The following is a 17287-nucleotide window of genomic DNA, read 5'->3' as shown; positions in this document are numbered from 1 at the left end:
TGCCCTTGTTCGAAATAAAACCAATCGAGCTTCGTTCTTTTGAAAAACGCGCATAACGCAAATTGTCGCGCGTCTATTCACAAATCCAATCAATCCTTTCAAGCAATTCCAGGATTGTTATGTCTCGCATCATTCGAGAGGATCGCCTTGCGAAGCCTGTTGGGAACAAACATGAGCGGATGCTGAGGCCGCACGATCATTCTAAAGTGGCCGATTAGACAAGACCATCCTTCCCTATCGAGCATAAGCTTCTCAATGGTGGGTCTTCTGCAGCGTCTCGCGCCGTTGCCGCTGCAATGTGGCGGCGTGCGAGCGTCGAGGACATTACAGGCCTGATAGGTCATTATGGATGGAGAGATGCATGGGGCGGCGATTCGCACAGATTGCTTTTACTCCTCAAGTGAAGCGCAACCAAGAGATGCATGGGAGTCGGCGACAATATCAGCGTGTCGAGGACTTCGCGGAGGATGGGAACGTCCTAAGTCCTTATGAAAAGGAATTCATCATGGAGCGCGATGGATTTTACATGGCATCCGTCAGCGAGTCCGGATGGCCTTACATTCAGTATCGAGGGGGTCCAAAGGGTTTTCTGCGCATCCTTACCGACAATACGATTGGATTTGTCGATCTGAGAGGCAATAAACAATACATCAGTGTCGGGAATCTCCAGACCGATAGTCGGGTAGCGTTGTTCCTCATGGACTACGTTCGCCAACAACCGTTGAAGATACTCGGTCATGCGCGAATCGTTGAAAACACATCCGAAGCCGATGAATTGATTCGCACGTTAAAGACGGCTGAGCGTTCCGCCGTACCGGAGAGAGTGATTACGATCCAGATCGATGCCTTCGATTGGAATTGCCCTCAACACATCACACAACGCTTCACCGTCGACGAAATCCTGCAATTCCTACCTCTGGATGAACTTGCACAGATGAAAGCAGCGAAGAATCCGCCGAAGTCGAGAAGAACACCACAACAACAATCCAACTCAAAAACGAAGTGAAGGAGGTTTCCATGGATACGCCACTAGTCCCACCATTTACCTGTGAGACTGCGATCGCCAAGGTGCGCAAAGCGGAAGATGGATGGAATTCGCGCAATCCGGAGCAGGTTGCTCTCGCATATACAGTCGACAGCCTCTGGCGCAATCGAGCTGAGTTCGTGAATGGGAGAGAAGCAATCGTCGCTTTTCTCAAAAAGAAATGGAGCCACGAGCTCGACTACCGGTTGATCAAGGAGCTTTGGGCCTTTGGGGAGAACCGAATTGCCGTACGTTTCGCGTACGAATGGCGTGACGACGCCGGTCAGTGGTATCGCTCGTATGGAAATGAAAACTGGGAGTACACCGAGCAGGGCATCATGCGTCACCGCCACGCCTCCATCAATGATCTGCCGATCAAGGAAGACGACCGGCTCCACCAGTGGCCTCTTGGTCGACGTCCCGACGATCATCCGGGACTTTCGCAGCTAGGTCTCTAGCGATGAACTTACCTCTTTTGGTCTCTTCGCCACGTCGCGGGCGTCGCCCCCACTGCTCTTCGGAATGCTTTGGTCAGATGGCTCTGATCGGCAAAACCGACTTGGATCGCGATCTCCGAGAGCGGCGTGTTTGTGTTCGCTAGCAGTTGTTCAGCAGCTGCAATACGGCGTCGCAGAGCCCACGAATAAGGTGGTATACCCGTGGAAATCCGGAATGCACGTGCGAAACGTGATTGCGAGAGCCGCGTCAGCTTCGCCAGCTCTGCCAGGCTAATGTCTTGTCGGAAATATTCTTCGATATAGGACTTCGCGAGCCTTAGTTGCCACGGCACAAGGCCGCTTTCGTTTGAGGTTGCCTCTCGACTCAACTCCTTGTGAGTCGCTGCGAGAAAGGCAGTCACAAGACTATCCCCATATAGTGTGTCCTCCGCTCCCGCCAGACATGCGTTTGAAAGCAAATCGGCGCAGGTTGTGATTCGCTCGTCGTGACGCGGGTCGCTCGGGCGGTTGATCCGCTTTAAATCAAGATCATCGCCGAGAATCCGTTCGAGCTGCTGAAGGTCAAATTGCACCTCGAGATATCTTAGGGCTCGAACCTTCTCTGCCCAACTCCAATAGGTCACGTTGGGCGGAATCCAGAAGAAGAACCCCGGTCGCTGACTCGCCATAGGAAGCGGTTTTTTGGGATCGAGCCTTGGGCTAAGTCTGCCTCCCGCACGCCCCAATAATGTAACTACTTTGAAAGTATTGCAGGAGAGATCCAGGCACGAGAGCTCTGCGGTTGGAAGACAGTGGTTGTAGCGGATGCTGACCTCGTTCCACGTACGATTGAGCATGTAATACTCCCGATCTCCGATCAGCTCATGGCTGGTGTCAATGCTCTTCGGGATTCGTGAAATCACGCTCATCGTCTTCTTATTCCATCCGCATACTCTGCTCTCGAAGATTGGCTTCCCTGAGCCGTTTTCCATCGATCTCCGAGTTTAGACCCCCTGGCAATCTCAATTACCAATTATTGCACGTTTCTGCCTGTTGCTGCATGTTCTTGCCTGGGATAGAGTTATGGTATGGCCCAAATGGACCTCATGGCCGCCGAACGTCAGGCCGCGATTCTTGAGCGGGTACGCCGAAACGGCCGTGTCCTGGCCAACGAACTTGCGATCGAATTCGAGACCTCGGAGGACACGATTCGGCGCGCTCTTCGTGAACTAGCAGAACGAGGGCTCTGCAAACGCGTCTACGGTGGTGCCTTAGCAATTTCGACAGGTTCCGAAGCAATCGCGGTGCGAAATGCAGAGAATACGGATCGGAAAGCCGCATTAGGAACGGCACTGGCAGGACTAGTGACAAAAGGACAATTTGTATTCATCGATGGCGGCACAACGAATCTGGCTGCTGCCCGTAAGATCCCTAAACACTTCGGCTTGACGGTGGCGACACAAGACCCAGCCATCGCCGCAGTTCTCGCTACGCGAGAGGATGTCACACTGATCTTGATCGGTGGACAGATAAAGCCTCACCTCGGTTCCGCCGTGGGAGTTGAGGCGACACGACAGATGATGGATCTTCGGCCTGACCTGTTGCTTTTGGGACTATGTGCGATGGACCCCAAAACTGGAGTATGGGCTTTCGATGCCGAAGACGCTGCGTTTAAGCAGTGTCTGGTAAAAAACTCGCGGCAGACGGTGACGGCCGCCTTGAATGAAAAGCTCGATGCGTCAGCCCCCTTTCGTGTCTGCCCGGTTAAATCGATTACGGTATTGATCGTCGAGCCGGATGCACCACGAGGAGCGATCAAACCTTTCGTTGACCGTGGGATTCACGTAAAAAAAGCCAAGCGACTAGGCTGAGCGCAACCCAAGCGACCAAAATAGTTATTCTCTGGCGAACTAAGGGTGGTGAGCCTCATAGAGTCCGGTATAGCGCGCTTTCGAAATGATCTTTGCTTCTCTACGGTACGTCTCAAATTCCATCCTGCACTGTCCCCTTTCGATCATTGAATTCAAAAGCAAGAATCGGAGTGTGGCGTTCTAAGAACGTCGCTAAAGTTGGTTATGTAAGCAGAAAGGAACCTCCGATGAGCAAGGCAGCGACAAACCTTGAACTCGCAAACAGTACTCAGCAGGATCCACGATGGCACTCCGTGGTCGATCGTGACTCCAAGGCTGACGGAAAATTTTTCTATTCGGTCAAAACAACCGGAGTGTACTGTCGCCCTTCCTGTGGTGCTCGCCTTGCTCGCCCCGAAAACGTGCAGTATCACTTATCGTGCGAAGACGCGGAAAAAGCTGGATTTCGAGCATGCAAACGCTGCAAGCCAGATCGGATAGGGTTGGCTGCAGAGAACTCACTCAAGATCGCCAAAGTATGTCGTTTGATCGAGAGGTCCGAACAGGTGCTGACGCTGAAACATCTTGCGAAACAGGCTGAGATGAGCCCGTTTCATTTTCACCGAACCTTCAAGTCAATAACCGGACTTACACCCACGGCCTATGCGAAGGCGCACAGGAATCAACGGGTGCGAGCCTCATTAGAGAGGAGTACCACCGTGACAGACGCTATTTATGACGCAGGTTTTAATTCAAGCGGTCGTTTTTACGAGACTACAAACCGCGTCCTCGGGATGACGCCGACCAAGTTTCGTGAAGGTGGATCCGACACAGACATTTTTTTCGCGATCGGCAAAGCTTCGTTGGGCTCGATCCTGGTGGCCCAAAGCAACAAAGGTGTTTGTTCGATTCTGATGGGGGAGGATCCGGAAGCCCTAAGAAGGCCTACCCAGCCAATATTCCAAAGGCGCAACAGGCGCTCTTCGACTGTGCAAGCCAAAACAGACTAGCCCGTCGCGGAGAGTACGATCCGCCCCTGGACGCTGACTGATATATCCCCCAACTTTGGGGTGGTCCCAACCATCTCAGCGATCTTTCCAAGACAAAGGCGATTGTGCCAGGATTTATGAGGATTTTCCATGGATTCAAGGAGTCAGGAAGCTCACGTTACGTCGACGGCCGTTCAGACCACGCCTGAAGTCTCGCCTGAAAAGTACGATCTTGTCATCATAGGCAGTGGTACGGGAGCCAAACTTTCCGCATGGACGCTTGGCAAGCTGGGATGGCGCATTGCAGTCATTGAACGTCAGTACATCGGAGGTGCCTGTAACAACATTGCTTGTCTTCCTTCAAAGAACCTGATTTACACAGCGCAGATATCTTCGTATGCGCATCGGCTCAAGGAATTCGGGATGGAGGCCACAAACCTCACAGTTAATATGTCCGGAGTCCGCGAACGAAAACGGCAGATGGTCAATGGCGAGATCGAAGGGGACTCGAATCTGTTTCGCTTGACAGGAGGTGAGCTCATCCTAGGAGTCGGGCGCATGGTCGGTCCGAAGCTGGTAGAAGTCATCACTAATGACGGCAAGAAGCGCCTTCTCGAGGGAACTCAAATATTGATCGGTACGGGTAGCCGCGCTGTCATCGATGAGACGCCTGGGTTACGGGAATCGAATCCCCTAACCCACATTGAAGCACTCGAGTTGGGCATTATTCCAGATCATCTCGTGATTCTTGGAGCTGGTTATGTTGGGTTGGAATTTGCACAGGCTATGAGACGCCTCGGCAGCAGAGTTACCCTCATCGATCGGGGCGAGCGGATCTTGAAGCAGGAAGACCCGGACGTCAGTGAGGCAGTCCTTGATCTGCTGCGCTACGAGGGTATCGAATTGCTTCTTGAGGCGACAGTTGCCTATGTCTCCGGTGAATCAGGGAAACAGGTGTCTCTCACGATCGATCAGAGCGGCAGACAAGTAACCCTCAATGCGACTCACATCTTAGTTACGACGAAGAGGATCCCAAACACAGACGGACTTGGACTGGACTCGGCAGGCGTCGAGACCAATGCGGAGGGATACATCCGGGTCAACGAACACCTTCAGACGACGGCCTCCGGCGTCTGGGCAGTGGGCGATGTTGCCGGAACCCCAAAGTTCACTCACGCGGCCTTCCACGACTTTCAGGTATTCACGGACAACGTCAGCGGCGGCCACAAGAGTACCGAAGGAAGACTGATTCCTTTCTGTCTCTTTCTTGATCCGGAGCTGGCCCGTGTCGGATTGAATGAGACGGAAGCCAAGGCCCGCGGTATCAAGTATCGTCTTTTCAAATTGCCGATAGGTGTCGTACTTCGCGCACGAGCAACGATGGAGAAACGAGGGTTCATGAAGGCCCTGGTGGCACCCGACTCCGGTAAGATTATCGGCTTTCTGTCGTTCGGTGCCAACGCAGGCGAAGTCATGGCAGCGGTACAGATGGCAATGATTGCTGGACTTCCCTACATCGCGCTTACGGATGCCATTCTTACCCATCCGACGATGGCAGAAGGGCTGAAGTTCCTATTCTTGTCGCAGCTGACCGGTAGCGAAATAACGTAGATCATGTCGTCGCCAGATTCGCAAGGGTCATCGCTTCTATCAGACTATCCAGCTGTCTAGCCATTCACGCGGCAGGCTAGGCTTGAAGACCCACCCTGTCCCGATGTTTAGTAGGTAATAGATTGTTCCAGTTCCTCGAGTGACAGCGGGGTAGCATGACGCTCGAACCGGGCGAGGAGTTGCTGCTCATCGAGTGTGCGTTCTGCCAATAGATAGTCGGCGAGATGATCAATTGCAGCTTCGTCCACTCTGATGAATCGCGAAGCGAGCTTGTAGCCGACATGAGCAAATGGGTTGGTGTCTCTGAGACTGGGAACAAGCCCCCACTGCACTGCAGCTTCACGCGCCTCCTGCGCGCTCGTCATGTCGGAGTTCAGTGCTTCGAGATCGACTCCGATAGCGGTTCCGTCTGTTTCTGATCAACGATCGTACCGACATAGACGAAAGCAAAGCCTCGTTGTATCAGCTTCATATCGTTCCGATAAGGCTCCCTCGCCTGCGTCCAGTCACAAGTGATTCCGCTTGTTGGTTCGCCCGCGTCGACTACGGCAATGCGTTCAACGCGGAAGTTCGCACGCAGAGCGACCAGGGCGCGTGCAGCAAGATGTCTGGCAATCTGTTTATGTTGATCGATATCGTTCATATTGACTCCGTTCTGGTTCGTTATTGCTACTGCTGTCTCGGATAGGATGCCGCTGATCTGGCGAATATGTTTGTGATACTCTCGCTCACATGAGTGCCAGCGACGACAAGATCATCATCCGCAAAACGATACTAGCCCTCCAGTCACAGATCGCAGATCTCGACATTGAAATTGACGAAGAAGGTAGCGGAAATTCGACTACTCTTCAAAAAGTAGAGGCCATCTTGCAGGATGCCGTGAAACACCTCGAAGATGAATTCGCCAAACTAAGCTGACTGGCCGGTAAGAGTGCAGCCTCCTGTTTGCTTCCAACAATATCCTCCGCCCCTTGTTAGAGCTCGCTCGGGATGCGTTGAAATGATTGCCTGCGATCCAGTCGAACGACCAGAGGCCGCTCTGAAACGTCATTTCAGAGCGCCCTCGGAACACCTTTGGTCGTCCGTACACGCCTTTATCGCAGGATCTTTCGCGTCGATCTTATATCTTGGCTGATTCGAAGAAACTACGCATTGCTTCCGCAATCTCCACAACATGCGTTTCGAGCGCGAAGTGTCCTGCGTCAACAAATTGAACTGTGGCCTTTGGAAGGTCCTTCTTAAAGGCTTCTGCCCCTGCAGGTATAAAGAAAGGGTCGTTCTTGCCCCAGACTGCAAGGAACGGAGGCTGATGTGTCCGGAAGTACTCGTGGAACTTCGGATAAATCGTTACATTATTGCGGTAGTCGAAATGAAGATCTAGCTGGATGTCGATATTCCCAGGACGCTCAACGAGCGCGATGTCGAGGGTGTAGCTCTCTGGCGAGACCCGGTCTGGCTCAGGCATACCGGTAAAGTACTGAAATCGAATTCCGTCCGCCCCAAGAAACCCTCGAATCACGTCGCGATTCTCAGCCGTGTCTTCTTTCCACCACTTCTTAAGAGGTGCCCATGGCTCGCCCAGGCCTTCCTCATATGCATTTCCGTTTTGCGAAACGATCGCGGATACTCGCTCGGGACGTGAGAGTGCCAGACGAAGTCCGGTAGGCGCGCCAAAGTCGAAGATGTAGAGAGCATATCGCTGCAAGTTGAGCGCATCTGTAAACGCTTCGATTGTCTTCGCGAGGGAGTCGAACGTATAGGTGTACTTTCTCTCGGCTGGTACTTCGGTGAATCCGAAACCGGGAAGATCCGGAGCGATCACCCTGTACTTGTCCGCAAGACGGAGGATCAATTCCTTGAATTGAAATGAGGACGTTGGAAATCCGTGAAGCAGCAAAACGACCGGGCCATCAGCCGGCCCCGCTTCACGATAGAAAACGGAAACGCCGTCCGCTGACACCCGGCGCAGGGATGTGTGAGGGATCATGCTCTTGGAAGTTGACATAGTAGAAAGCCCCAATCGAAAGTATGTTGTGCAATACGGTATGAATTGCCCAGATAAGAGCCTGGAATAGGTGCGCGGGTTACAAAATCTTTGAGTTGATCCGAAGCAGTCCCAGAGAGACTCGACAGTTTCGGGATCTGGTTTTTGAATCTTGAAGCGATTCTGGTCATTCCATGTCCGAGAGCTAACGTGAAAATTCGCAAATAAAATGTAACCCCGCATCCAACGTGGAGCTCTCATCTCGGACAAAAGATTCAGTAATCGGTGACGGAAGTCTGTGCCCATGAGAAAGGGAGTTACGCGCCGGAACCTGGATATTCAGTCCACGATGGGAGCACGAATGATAGGGAAACTTGCAATTGGATGTGCATTGTCGCTCGCGATTGGAGCGATGTGCCGCTGGGTCGATATTCCATTACCTAGTCCGCCAAAGATTCAAGGGGCGCTTCTCGTCGTAGCCATGACCCTCGGCTATCTTGCCACTGATTGGGTCATTTCCAGAAAGATCCTCTCCAAAGGGGCCGCGACAACGCAATCCCTTTGTGGCGGGCCGACGGGAGTTTCCTGTGCGCCGAAACAACCGCAAGAGCAGTAGTTTTTGCGTTGACCATAACCAACAGCATCCACCGGAGAAGCCTAATGACGACCACTGCCACACCATCATCCCCAACCAAGTCTTATCCCGTCCACTACAAGACCGTAGCCATAGATGAGCAGGAGGTTTTCTACCGTGAAGCAGGATCACCCGATGCTCCGGTGATGCTCCTTCTGCACGGATTTCCAACCTCCTCGAACATGTTTCGGAACCTGATTGCGAAACTCTCCCCGAACTTCCATGTAATTGCGCCCGATTACGTCGGATACGGACTCAGCAGCATGCCTGATCCGAAGAAATTCGCTTACACCTTCGAAAACCAAACTAACTTTGTCGAGAAGCTTGTAAAGCATCTTGGACTCACAAAGTTCTTCATGTACGTTATGGACTACGGCGCTCCAATCGGCTATCGGCTTGCATTGCGCCATCCTGAAAAGGTCGCGGGCTTCGTCATTCAGAACGGGAACGCCTATGACGGTGGTCTTCTAGAATTTTGGGACCCCATCAAGAAGTATTGGAACGATCATTCCCCCGAGAGCGAAGCTGGTATTGCGCATCTCGTCAAACTGGACGCGACGAAATGGCAATACCAGAATGGCGTCTCCGATACTTCCCTACTCGATCCAACGGCCTGGATACTGGATCAATACGGACTTGATCGGCCCGACAACGACAGAGTTCAACTCGACATGTTTTACGACTATAGGACGAACGTTCCTCTTTACCCCCAGTTTCAGGAGTTCTTTCGCAAATACCAACCCCCGACATTGATCGTCTGGGGGGAGAAGGATTTCATCTTCCCGCCGCCGGGTGCCGAAGCCTATAAGCAGGACCTGAAGAACCTTGAGACGTATATGCTCCCCACCGGGCATTTCGCGCTTGAGACGCACTGCGACGAGATCGCGGACCACATCAACCGCTACTTTCACAAGTAGGCGTAACCCGACGATATGGCCGCAATTGCTCGGCCCACAACGTTCTGAGAAGACATACTTCTTTGAGCGCCTTCATCCGGAGGCGCTCGAAGAAGCCTCACAAATCCAACTCGATATCTGAAGTCGGACACGCGCAGCAGATAAGAGCCCGATCAGAGGAGGGTGGATCGATTGGCTCCGGCGAATACTTCAACTCGCCACTAATGACGCCACTCTCGCAGTTATGACAGACTCCCGAACGGCAAGACCACCGCACAGGAACGTCACATGCTTCCGCTGCCTCAAGCAGATTATGAAACTGCGCAGCCCAATGAAAGGAAACGCCACTCTTGACGAAAGTTACGAGTGGACCGGATTCCCCCGGGTCTTGAGGTGGATGGTTTGGAGTGCGCGGACTGACCGGCTGGTGCGGCAGATGGCCCGAAGGCTTCGACGTGGACATCAGAGTTCGCAATGCCGCATACGAGAAGGAGTTCTGAAAGACTCGTGAGATAAGCACCAGGTCCGCACATGTAAAAAGCAGCGTTCTTCGGCACCCCGAGCCTCTCGAGCATCGACATATCAAGATGGCCCAGTTCTTCGAAATCGCGTCCCTGGAGTTCTTCACCGGTTGGCCGACTAAAGATCCGGGCAAAATGCACCCGTGTGATGCCGGCGATGAGATCGGAGACCTCCTTCGCGAAGGGATAGTGACTGGAATTCTGTGCCGAATGAATCCACCAGATCTCCCGTGACATTCGAGAGAGGTTCGAGACCGCCGAATGCAGCATCGCCAGCATTGGCGTAATCCCAACGCCCGCGCTTAAAAGGACGAGTGGATTCGATTCTTCGACGAGGACAAATGTTCCCCTTGGTGCACTTGCTTCGATCAGATCGCCAGTTTTCACGCTCTGGTGCAAATACCCGCTCGCCACTCCCTGTTTTTCGCGCTTTACTCCGATTCGATAGATTGGGTCGCCCACTGCTCCGCTTAAGGAGTACATACGGGTGATAGGTGAGCTCGATGCAGTGATCCGCAACTTCACTGCGATGTGTTGTCCGGGAAAGAAATCGGGAACGTGGGTACCATCTTCCATTGCCAGTTCAAAGGAACGAACGTCTTCACTCTCCTGTTTCACCGCTTGCACTCGTAACTTACGAAACCCAGTCCAGGCTGGAGGAGCAAGAGGCTGCGCGACCAGATCCGCATTCCCCGATGTTTCACCTGAGGCAGCGGAATTCAACAGATCCTTGAACGAATTCTGCCATCCCTGGCTCAACGAAGGGATACTGAGGGCCTTCGCGAGGGAAACAGCCGGATGGTCTGCGGTGTAGAGAAGTGAGTCGATCTCGGCCACTGTCATTCGCTCGGGGCCGTCCAAAATCTTCTTAATCAAATCTCCGGCCTCGATTATCCCCTCTTCAATTACGCGGAAGTAGAAACCCGGACGCCGATGCGCTACCAAGAGTGCGGGCATCCGAGACTCATTCATCCGGATGCCGACTTTGTAACAGGTGACCCTGGGCTGTGTAATCTCAAAAACGGCACCTCCGATGCGAAACCGGTCACCAATACAGACTTCGTTGTCTGCCAAACCGTCGACGGTGAGATTCTCTCCGAACTGGCCGAACACGAAATCGCTCCGTTCCAAATGAGCTTCCCAATAACGGTAGGATTCGAGTTGATAGACCATTAAGGCGCGATGTTCTCCACCATGCCCTACCAGATCCGCTTGTCCATCTCCTTCAAGTCCGTGCTTTCCCGCAAAGACACGCCCACTGACGGCAACTTTCCAAATTCCCGTCCTGACTATCTTGCCTCCCCACTCCACATCGCGAGGAAGACCAGCGTTGATTGATACCAGCTTCATCGCATGTATTACCTTCCAACAGGTTTGCGGCAGATAGCTTAGCGTTCTTATCGCGATGAACGCTACCCGTAAACCAAGAGTTTTGAGGACGCCCGCATTACGAGTCCATTTTTCATCGAGGTCACACTCAGAAGCCGTGAGCGCGCAAATGGACTGCCCTCTGCTTCGCTGCTGAAGCTCTCCAATGTGCTTAGCTGGCTATCTTCCATGCCGGTCGAATGAAATGGCACGTGTAACCGTTGGGATGACGCTCGAGATAGTCCTGATGTTCTGGCTCCGCTTCCCAAAAGGGCCCCGCTGGAGCGATCTCGGTGACGATCTTGCCCGGCCAGATTCCAGAGGCTTCAATGTCTGAGATCGTCTTCTCCGCGATCTGCCGTTGTTCCTCATTGCGATAGAAGATGGCAGATCGATAGCTGGCTCCCTGATCGTTGCCCTGCCTGTACGGCGTCGTCGGATCGTGGATCTGGAAGAAGAATTCAAGGACGTTCCGATAGGTTAGCTTTTGGGGATCAAAAATGATCTCAATGGCTTCCGCGTGGGTGCCATGGTTGCCATAGGTCGCGTTAGCAACATCTCCTCCGGTATATCCCACCCGCGTCGAGATGACTCCAGAGTAACGACGGAGCAGATCCTGCATCCCCCAAAAACAACCTCCGGCCAAAATTGCGGTCTCATTAGCTTGATTCATGTTTAGACTTTCCCTTCGGATGATTCGAATAGCTTGTTGAACTTTCCGTAACCCTCGCTCTCGAGCTCGTCGAGGGGGATAAAACGAAGAGAAGCGGAGTTGATGCAATACCTCAATCCACCGGCTTCTCGGGGCCCATCAGGGAAAACATGTCCGAGGTGGCTGTCCCCGTGAGTTGAGCGCACTTCAGTGCGCGCCATCCCCAGACTTGTATCCGTATTTTCGATGACATGATCGGAATCGATAGGTTTTGTGAAGCTCGGCCATCCGGAATGGCTTTCAAACTTGTCGGTCGAGGCAAAGAGTGGCTCGCCAGATACAACATCCACGTAGATGCCAGGCTTCTTGTTATCCCAATATTCGTTCTCGAATGGGCGTTCCGTACCATCACGCTGCGTGACACGATACTGTTCCGGAGACAATTTGGACAGGGCGTCTGGATTCTTCTGATATTCGGGCATATTTTCCTTTCTCTAACGGTTGATCTATCTTGAAATGGCTCGAAGCACGATCCGCAATCGAGGTCTTGACAAGTTCACAGTTCTAAGCTCACGAGGCGAGTAAACGTTCAAGGGCATTTGGATTGTGTCTCGAAGCGTTCCGGTTCACAAATCTAAAGATTCAGTACATTTGCTGTAGTTTTCATCGGACCCTTCCTGATACCGACCTAAAGAATATTGATTGCGCGAGCCGCAAGTAGTGCCACCGTGGTGAAAGAAATCAGAGCCTGAATCATCACCAAAGTCTTTGCCCAACGCGAGAGAATGGGCGAATCGCTGGGCGAAAATGCTGTACTTACGTTGAACGCGAGAAACAAATAATCGATAAAACCTGGACTCCACTGATCCTCGCCCATATCTCGCTTTGCGTCCCGATCGAGCGTCATCTGCGGAAACAGGAAAGCCCCATCGGTGTGAACACCACGCATCTCGCGTTCGCGAGGGCCACCCGCATCGAGGCGCCAATACCAGGATGCGAAGACAAGGATATTAGCTATCCAGAGAGCAGCAGCGGAACGAAGCATCTCCTGAGGAGCGATTTTGCGATCTGGAATTGTCGTGATCAGCAAGGATAGGGACCAGATCATGTCGGCCGTGACGATCGAGGTCACTAAGTGGCCAAGGATTCTGTTGAGAACGTCCAGACCTCCGTAATGAGCCCAAACGATAGGAACAACCAACAATCCGACCACCACAAGGAGCACCCAATTTGGACCAAACGAAAAGGCCCTGGGTAAGATCAGACGCAACCCGCCCACTGAAAGGAGAGCAATAGATGCAGGCCATCGAGGCTCCAATCGGTTCACGGTGGATGTCATACGTGGACTCATGCAAGTTCGCCAAGACAGACTCGAAGATAGTGACTACATCTCAAGCAAACCTCTACGGACCGCCAACGTTACAGCATGCGTCCGGTCTCTCGCCTGAAGCTTGTCCGCGATGTTTTTGATATGGAAGTTGACTGTCGTCTCCGAAATACCCAACTGACTTCCTATCTCTTTGTTTTTCGTGCCATCCCGGATGAGCGACAGCACTTCGGTCTCGCGGAGAGTGAGTTCTTCCTTTCCCCAATGTTCAGCCACCATACCGGCAACCTCGGGAGGGATATATTTCTTCCCTTTCGAGACGGTTCGGATGCTCTTGATCAACTCATCTTTAGATGTGTTCTTCAGGACATAACCAGCGGCTCCGGCCCGTAGCGCACGTTGAATCTCGATGTCTCCTCGTGAAGTTGTCACGATGATAATGCGACTGTCGCGGGATAGCTTACGGATCGCGAGCAGAGTTTCTGTACCGTTCGTACCTGGAAGCCTCTGGTTCATGAGAACAACATCTGGCTTGAGACGCCTGTATTCACTGAGTGCCCCATCAGCTGTTTCTGCCTGGGCAACCAGTTCCATATCCGGTTGAGAGGATATAAGCGTTTCGAGACCACTCCGAAAGATGGGGTGGTCCTCAACCGTCATGACTCGAATTGGCTTCTTGCGGTCATCAAGTTGTTGCATCATATTCGTGAATCACGAACCGCTTTCTAATTGTCTACGCCAACCCTGTCCTCGTTCACAGTGGGGGACATGGCATCGAAGCTAGAAGCTGCTTCTTGTATCTGCCGGCAGAGAATAAGCAGCCCTTAGGGAATCAGCTAAGGTCCAGATCGCGGCGCCAAGCAAAACAAAATCTTTAATCAAAAACTCGCCGACGCCACCGGACAGAGCTGGAAATCCGCCAAGGCTTGGTTCCCAACCTGGTGTCGTGAGGATGAAGGAAAGCGTTGTCAGAAACATGCATATGGCACCCAGGCTTCCAAGTGCCGAAGCGCGTGGGAACCATGGTCTTACCGCGAGCAGCGCAACAATGATGAGTTCTGTCGCCCCAATAATCATCGTAAAGTGATCCAAGCTCCAGATGCTGTACCCCCAACTCAGAAGGGGGCTGTGGGCAATCAATGGCTGGATTCCAACCGCCTCGTAGTGCGTGATTTTCACGCACCAATCCACCCGATCGCGACAACAAGTCCATAGCGTAGGAGCAACTTGGCAATCAATTCGAATCGAGCTACTCTGCGCGCCATGACGTACGATTCTGAAGCTGATGTATTCATTGAGGTCCTTTCGTCTGGGAGAGCCATATCTAGCCGCCATCTTATTCTTGATCCGAAGAATGCCAGTTCGGTATGAGCCGAGTAAGCCCCTTCTCTCCTTTCGTATTCTGCCGACTGCTCATGGCAGACGTCTTCCGAAAAAGTGCAGTAATCAACCTGCAGTTTCTTTAGGATTCATTGAGGGTCTAGCGAGGACGATTGAGCGAGGAGACAGATCAACGTAGGATACACCTGCATAAAAACACAGGTCCAAACCTGCAAGAAGTTCGATCTACGATCTTTAGGCTTGAAGTTAAATAGAAGGAGGAATCCGTCATCTTTGCGTAGATGATGACGTCACAGTCAGGTAGAAGACTCATCTGACTACTACACGCCTAAGTCGCGCTGATGAATCCTGAGGTTCATCAGCGAAAACACAAGTCCCAGGTACCTTTATGGCTGAAACGATGGAAGCAACGAAGGGAAGATTTGAAATCGAACGAGATGGCGGCATCTCATATCTCGCCTACGAAACCGACGGAGAAGGATGGATATCCCTTCTCCATACGGAAGTTCCTCCAGTACTCCGCGGTCATGGCATAGCCAATGAGCTTGCTCAGATGGGACTCGAATATGCAAAGGCCCATAAACTTAAAGTGGATATCGTCTGCCCTATTGTCTTCCATTTCCTCACCAAGAATCCCGAGTACAGGCCTCTGGTAGGGAGACGTGGCTATCAACCAGCCAAGCCCCAGTCGGCGTGAGTACTACCGGAACGATGATTGATGTCACATCAGCCGTAGCATTTGCGGTGGCCGCGCGGCCTCAATGTACCTCAGAACGGCATGCCATACGCTGATGTCTTCACATATGCAGCAGACCTCTTCGTAGTGCCACCGTTACCGCATGGGTCCTGTCGTTTGCCTCGAGCTTATCGACTACATTTTTGATGTGAAAACTCACGGTTGTTTCGGAGATTCCGAGGTCACTGGCAATTTGTTTGTTGCGCAGGCCAATGCCAATAAGCCTAAGAACATCCAGTTCACGAGCCGTCAGGCTCTCATGTCCCATGTGTTCCGCCAATCTGGTCGCAATATTTGCAGGAATGCATCTTCGGCCACTGTGCACCTTGCGAATAATATCGAGCAGCTCGTTCTTCGCAACACTCTTCAGCACGTAAGCGAGAGCACCTGCTCGTAGGGCCTGTTGGATCTCTATGTCTCCATCGAAGGTCGCAAGCATGATGATCTTTGCTTTTGGAAATTCGCCGCGAATGGTGGACATTGTTTCGATTCCAGAGCAGCTCGGCAGACGAGGATCGATGAGCGTTACATCTGGCTGATGTCGACGATACTCCGCAATCGCCTCAGCCGAGTCGGAAGCCTGAGCAACGTTCAACATGTCCGGCTGCGTCGCGATGATCATTCCCAAACCTTCCCGATATACGGGCATGTCATCGACCGTAAGGATTCTGATTTGTCCCGACATCATGCCACCCCCCCTTCTTGATTCCTACCGCTCGTCCAACCTCCTAGACCTGCACAAATTGCAGTGTGATACCTAATGATTTTCAGGTGTGCCGGTTCCTGATCTCAGCGCACACTCAGAAAGTGTTCCTAACCAATTCGCTTGGATCGTTGCTGAACCGGTTTGACGAACGGAGTAACAAGCAGTGCCAACTCAGAGTTTAGTGGAGATAAATACGCTCCGGAGTAACTGACCATGACGCCACAGCAAAAACAGACCAAACGGCAATTTGAGACAAAAACGGAGAAGCGCGACTCAGCTATATCCCTTGAATCGTCGAAACCAAAGATCACGAGATGTCAATCCAGTTATCACTATGAGAGTAAGCATGTGCATTGAAACACCCACGGTAAGCGATGAAATCAGACTCATTTCGCTTATCGTTTCCGGTGAGACGAATCTCTTCTATGATCTGATTCGCCCCCATGAACACCGGCTTCGCCGCGTGGCGCTCGCAGTAGTCAGGAATGAGACAGATGCAGAAGATGTAGTTCAGGAAACGCTCGTGAAGGCGTTTCAGAATCTGAGCGGTTTTCGAGCGGACTCGAGGTTGAGTACCTGGCTCATCAGCATTACGCTCAACGAGGCAAAGGGTCATTTACGCCGTCGCGGACTTCTTGCGTTCGAACCAATCGAAGCCTATTGCGAGCGGTTTTCGAGTGTCAGAGATGAAGCGTCCAACCCGTATTACATGGCCGAGCAAAGCCAGACCAGGGAGATTGTTTCGCGAGCGCTCTCAGGGCTTCATCCTCGCTATCGTAATATTTACTTCCTGCGCGAAGTTCACGAGCTCTCGACGCAAAAGGCCGCTGAACAATTGGGCATATCCCTTTCCGTAGCGAAGACTCGGCTTCACCGTGCACGCCATCTCCTTCAGGAACGTTTGGAAGTGATGATGAATCTCCCGGTGACACGGAGAGTTCATCCGTCCTCGATCTCCGCTCCTGACGCTCAACCCTCTAGTTCTGCAGCAAACCGATGTGAGATAGTTCCATGCGATGCCCCGGACAAGGAAGAGCGCGATACCGTTGCATCCGAAGCGTGCCGCAACCATCAAATCGGGGTTAAGGACTGCCTGCACGCTCCGATCATGAGTGATATCGGATTTCAAACAATACGAACAGCTTTTTCGAGGGATACAGCACATGTCTGATACGGAACGGATGATTCTTTCAGCGCTTCAATCGTGGAGC

The 17287-nt window shown here is 52.3% G+C and carries 22 protein-coding genes; 10 read left to right on the top strand and 12 right to left on the bottom strand.

Going from position 1 to position 17287, the window contains the following annotated elements; all coding sequences use genetic code 11:
• Positions 1-361 precede the first annotated feature (361 nt).
• Positions 362-1006, top strand: coding sequence for a pyridoxamine 5'-phosphate oxidase family protein (locus HDF14_RS19090; protein ID WP_183979851.1), 645 nt, complete (start codon positions 362-364; stop codon positions 1004-1006).
• Positions 1007-1017: 11 nt separating this feature from the next.
• Positions 1018-1482, top strand: coding sequence for a DUF1348 family protein (locus HDF14_RS19085; RefSeq protein WP_183979849.1), 465 nt, complete (start codon positions 1018-1020; stop codon positions 1480-1482).
• Between the two features lie 8 nt (positions 1483-1490).
• Here HDF14_RS19085 and HDF14_RS19080 read toward each other — a convergent pair whose 3' ends face one another.
• Positions 1491-2453, bottom strand: a complete 963-nt coding sequence (locus HDF14_RS19080) for a helix-turn-helix domain-containing protein (protein ID WP_183979847.1) — start codon at positions 2451-2453, stop codon at positions 1491-1493.
• 96 nt (positions 2454-2549) lie between these two features.
• On the opposite strand from HDF14_RS19080, the gene HDF14_RS19075 reads away from it, so the two are divergent.
• The 3 genes from HDF14_RS19075 (at position 2550) to HDF14_RS19065 (ending at position 5911) form a co-directional block, all read left to right on the top strand.
• The gene (locus tag HDF14_RS19075; protein ID WP_183979844.1) at positions 2550-3332 is read left to right on the top strand and encodes a DeoR/GlpR family DNA-binding transcription regulator; all 783 of its coding nucleotides are present in this window, start codon (positions 2550-2552) and stop codon (positions 3330-3332) included.
• Between the two features lie 293 nt (positions 3333-3625).
• Positions 3626-4321, top strand: coding sequence for a bifunctional transcriptional activator/DNA repair enzyme AdaA (locus tag HDF14_RS19070; protein ID WP_313899631.1), 696 nt, complete (start codon positions 3626-3628; stop codon positions 4319-4321).
• Positions 4322-4450: 129 nt separating this feature from the next.
• Positions 4451-5911, top strand: a complete 1461-nt coding sequence (locus tag HDF14_RS19065; protein WP_183979842.1) for a dihydrolipoyl dehydrogenase family protein — start codon at positions 4451-4453, stop codon at positions 5909-5911.
• Between the two features lie 107 nt (positions 5912-6018).
• Here the strand turns inward: HDF14_RS19065 and HDF14_RS19060 are convergent, their stop codons facing one another.
• Complete coding sequence (locus tag HDF14_RS19060; RefSeq protein WP_183979840.1) at positions 6019-6276, bottom strand: hypothetical protein; 258 nt, start codon at positions 6274-6276, stop codon at positions 6019-6021.
• Between the two features lie 8 nt (positions 6277-6284).
• Entirely contained in the window at positions 6285-6554 is a 270-nt protein-coding gene (locus HDF14_RS19055) for a hypothetical protein (protein WP_183979839.1), read from the bottom strand.
• Positions 6555-6643: 89 nt separating this feature from the next.
• Between HDF14_RS19055 and HDF14_RS19050 the strand changes: the two genes are divergently transcribed.
• A complete protein-coding gene (locus HDF14_RS19050) occupies positions 6644-6829 on the top strand; it encodes a hypothetical protein (protein WP_183979837.1) in 186 nt (61 codons plus the stop codon).
• 202 nt (positions 6830-7031) lie between these two features.
• On the opposite strand, the gene HDF14_RS19045 is transcribed toward HDF14_RS19050, so the two are convergent.
• Complete coding sequence (locus tag HDF14_RS19045; protein WP_183979834.1) at positions 7032-7916, bottom strand: alpha/beta fold hydrolase; 885 nt, start codon at positions 7914-7916, stop codon at positions 7032-7034.
• 283 nt (positions 7917-8199) lie between these two features.
• Here HDF14_RS19045 and HDF14_RS27675 point away from each other — a divergent pair, with 283 nt between their 5' ends.
• On the top strand, positions 8200-8511 hold the full coding sequence (locus tag HDF14_RS27675; protein WP_406707242.1) for a DUF1427 family protein: 312 nt from the start codon (positions 8200-8202) through the stop codon (positions 8509-8511).
• 44 nt (positions 8512-8555) lie between these two features.
• Complete coding sequence (locus HDF14_RS19035) at positions 8556-9446, top strand: alpha/beta fold hydrolase (protein WP_183979831.1); 891 nt, start codon at positions 8556-8558, stop codon at positions 9444-9446.
• A gap of 97 nt (positions 9447-9543) precedes the next feature.
• Here the strand turns inward: HDF14_RS19035 and HDF14_RS26795 are convergent, their stop codons facing one another.
• The 7 genes from HDF14_RS26795 to HDF14_RS19005 all read right to left on the bottom strand — a co-directional run bounded on the left by HDF14_RS26795 (position 9544) and on the right by HDF14_RS19005 (position 14472).
• Entirely contained in the window at positions 9544-9702 is a 159-nt protein-coding gene (locus tag HDF14_RS26795; RefSeq protein WP_313899630.1) for a 2Fe-2S iron-sulfur cluster-binding protein, read from the bottom strand.
• A 34-nt stretch (positions 9703-9736) separates the two neighbouring features.
• Positions 9737-11296 carry an MOSC domain-containing protein gene (locus tag HDF14_RS19030; protein WP_260698402.1) on the bottom strand — a complete coding sequence of 520 codons (1560 nt, stop codon included), beginning with the start codon at positions 11294-11296 and terminating at the stop codon, positions 9737-9739.
• 190 nt (positions 11297-11486) lie between these two features.
• On the bottom strand, positions 11487-11987 hold the full coding sequence (msrA, locus tag HDF14_RS19025) for a peptide-methionine (S)-S-oxide reductase MsrA (RefSeq protein ID WP_183979829.1): 501 nt from the start codon (positions 11985-11987) through the stop codon (positions 11487-11489).
• Positions 11988-11989: 2 nt separating this feature from the next.
• The gene (gene msrB, locus HDF14_RS19020; protein ID WP_183979827.1) at positions 11990-12448 is read right to left on the bottom strand and encodes a peptide-methionine (R)-S-oxide reductase MsrB; all 459 of its coding nucleotides are present in this window, start codon (positions 12446-12448) and stop codon (positions 11990-11992) included.
• Positions 12449-12654: 206 nt separating this feature from the next.
• A complete protein-coding gene (locus HDF14_RS19015; protein ID WP_260698401.1) occupies positions 12655-13098 on the bottom strand; it encodes a hypothetical protein in 444 nt (147 codons plus the stop codon).
• Between the two features lie 252 nt (positions 13099-13350).
• Positions 13351-13995, bottom strand: a complete 645-nt coding sequence (locus tag HDF14_RS19010; protein WP_260698400.1) for a response regulator — start codon at positions 13993-13995, stop codon at positions 13351-13353.
• Between the two features lie 78 nt (positions 13996-14073).
• The gene (locus tag HDF14_RS19005; RefSeq protein ID WP_221304777.1) at positions 14074-14472 is read right to left on the bottom strand and encodes a YkgB family protein; all 399 of its coding nucleotides are present in this window, start codon (positions 14470-14472) and stop codon (positions 14074-14076) included.
• Between the two features lie 550 nt (positions 14473-15022).
• Here HDF14_RS19005 and HDF14_RS19000 point away from each other — a divergent pair.
• Positions 15023-15331, top strand: coding sequence for a GNAT family N-acetyltransferase (locus HDF14_RS19000; RefSeq protein WP_183979820.1), 309 nt, complete (start codon positions 15023-15025; stop codon positions 15329-15331).
• Positions 15332-15431: 100 nt separating this feature from the next.
• On the opposite strand, the gene HDF14_RS18995 is transcribed toward HDF14_RS19000, so the two are convergent.
• Entirely contained in the window at positions 15432-16058 is a 627-nt protein-coding gene (locus HDF14_RS18995) for a response regulator (protein ID WP_183979818.1), read from the bottom strand.
• A gap of 352 nt (positions 16059-16410) precedes the next feature.
• Between HDF14_RS18995 and HDF14_RS27670 the strand changes: the two genes are divergently transcribed.
• Positions 16411-17247, top strand: a complete 837-nt coding sequence (locus tag HDF14_RS27670; RefSeq protein WP_406707249.1) for a sigma-70 family RNA polymerase sigma factor — start codon at positions 16411-16413, stop codon at positions 17245-17247.
• The last annotated feature ends 40 nt before the right edge of the window (positions 17248-17287 follow it).

The sequence above is a fragment of the Tunturiibacter gelidiferens genome (assembly GCF_014201335.1).
Classification (GTDB): domain Bacteria; phylum Acidobacteriota; class Terriglobia; order Terriglobales; family Acidobacteriaceae; genus Edaphobacter; species Edaphobacter lichenicola_E.
The sequence above is the reverse complement of the archived record's forward strand: the minus strand, read 5'-3'. Positions and strand labels throughout refer to the sequence as shown.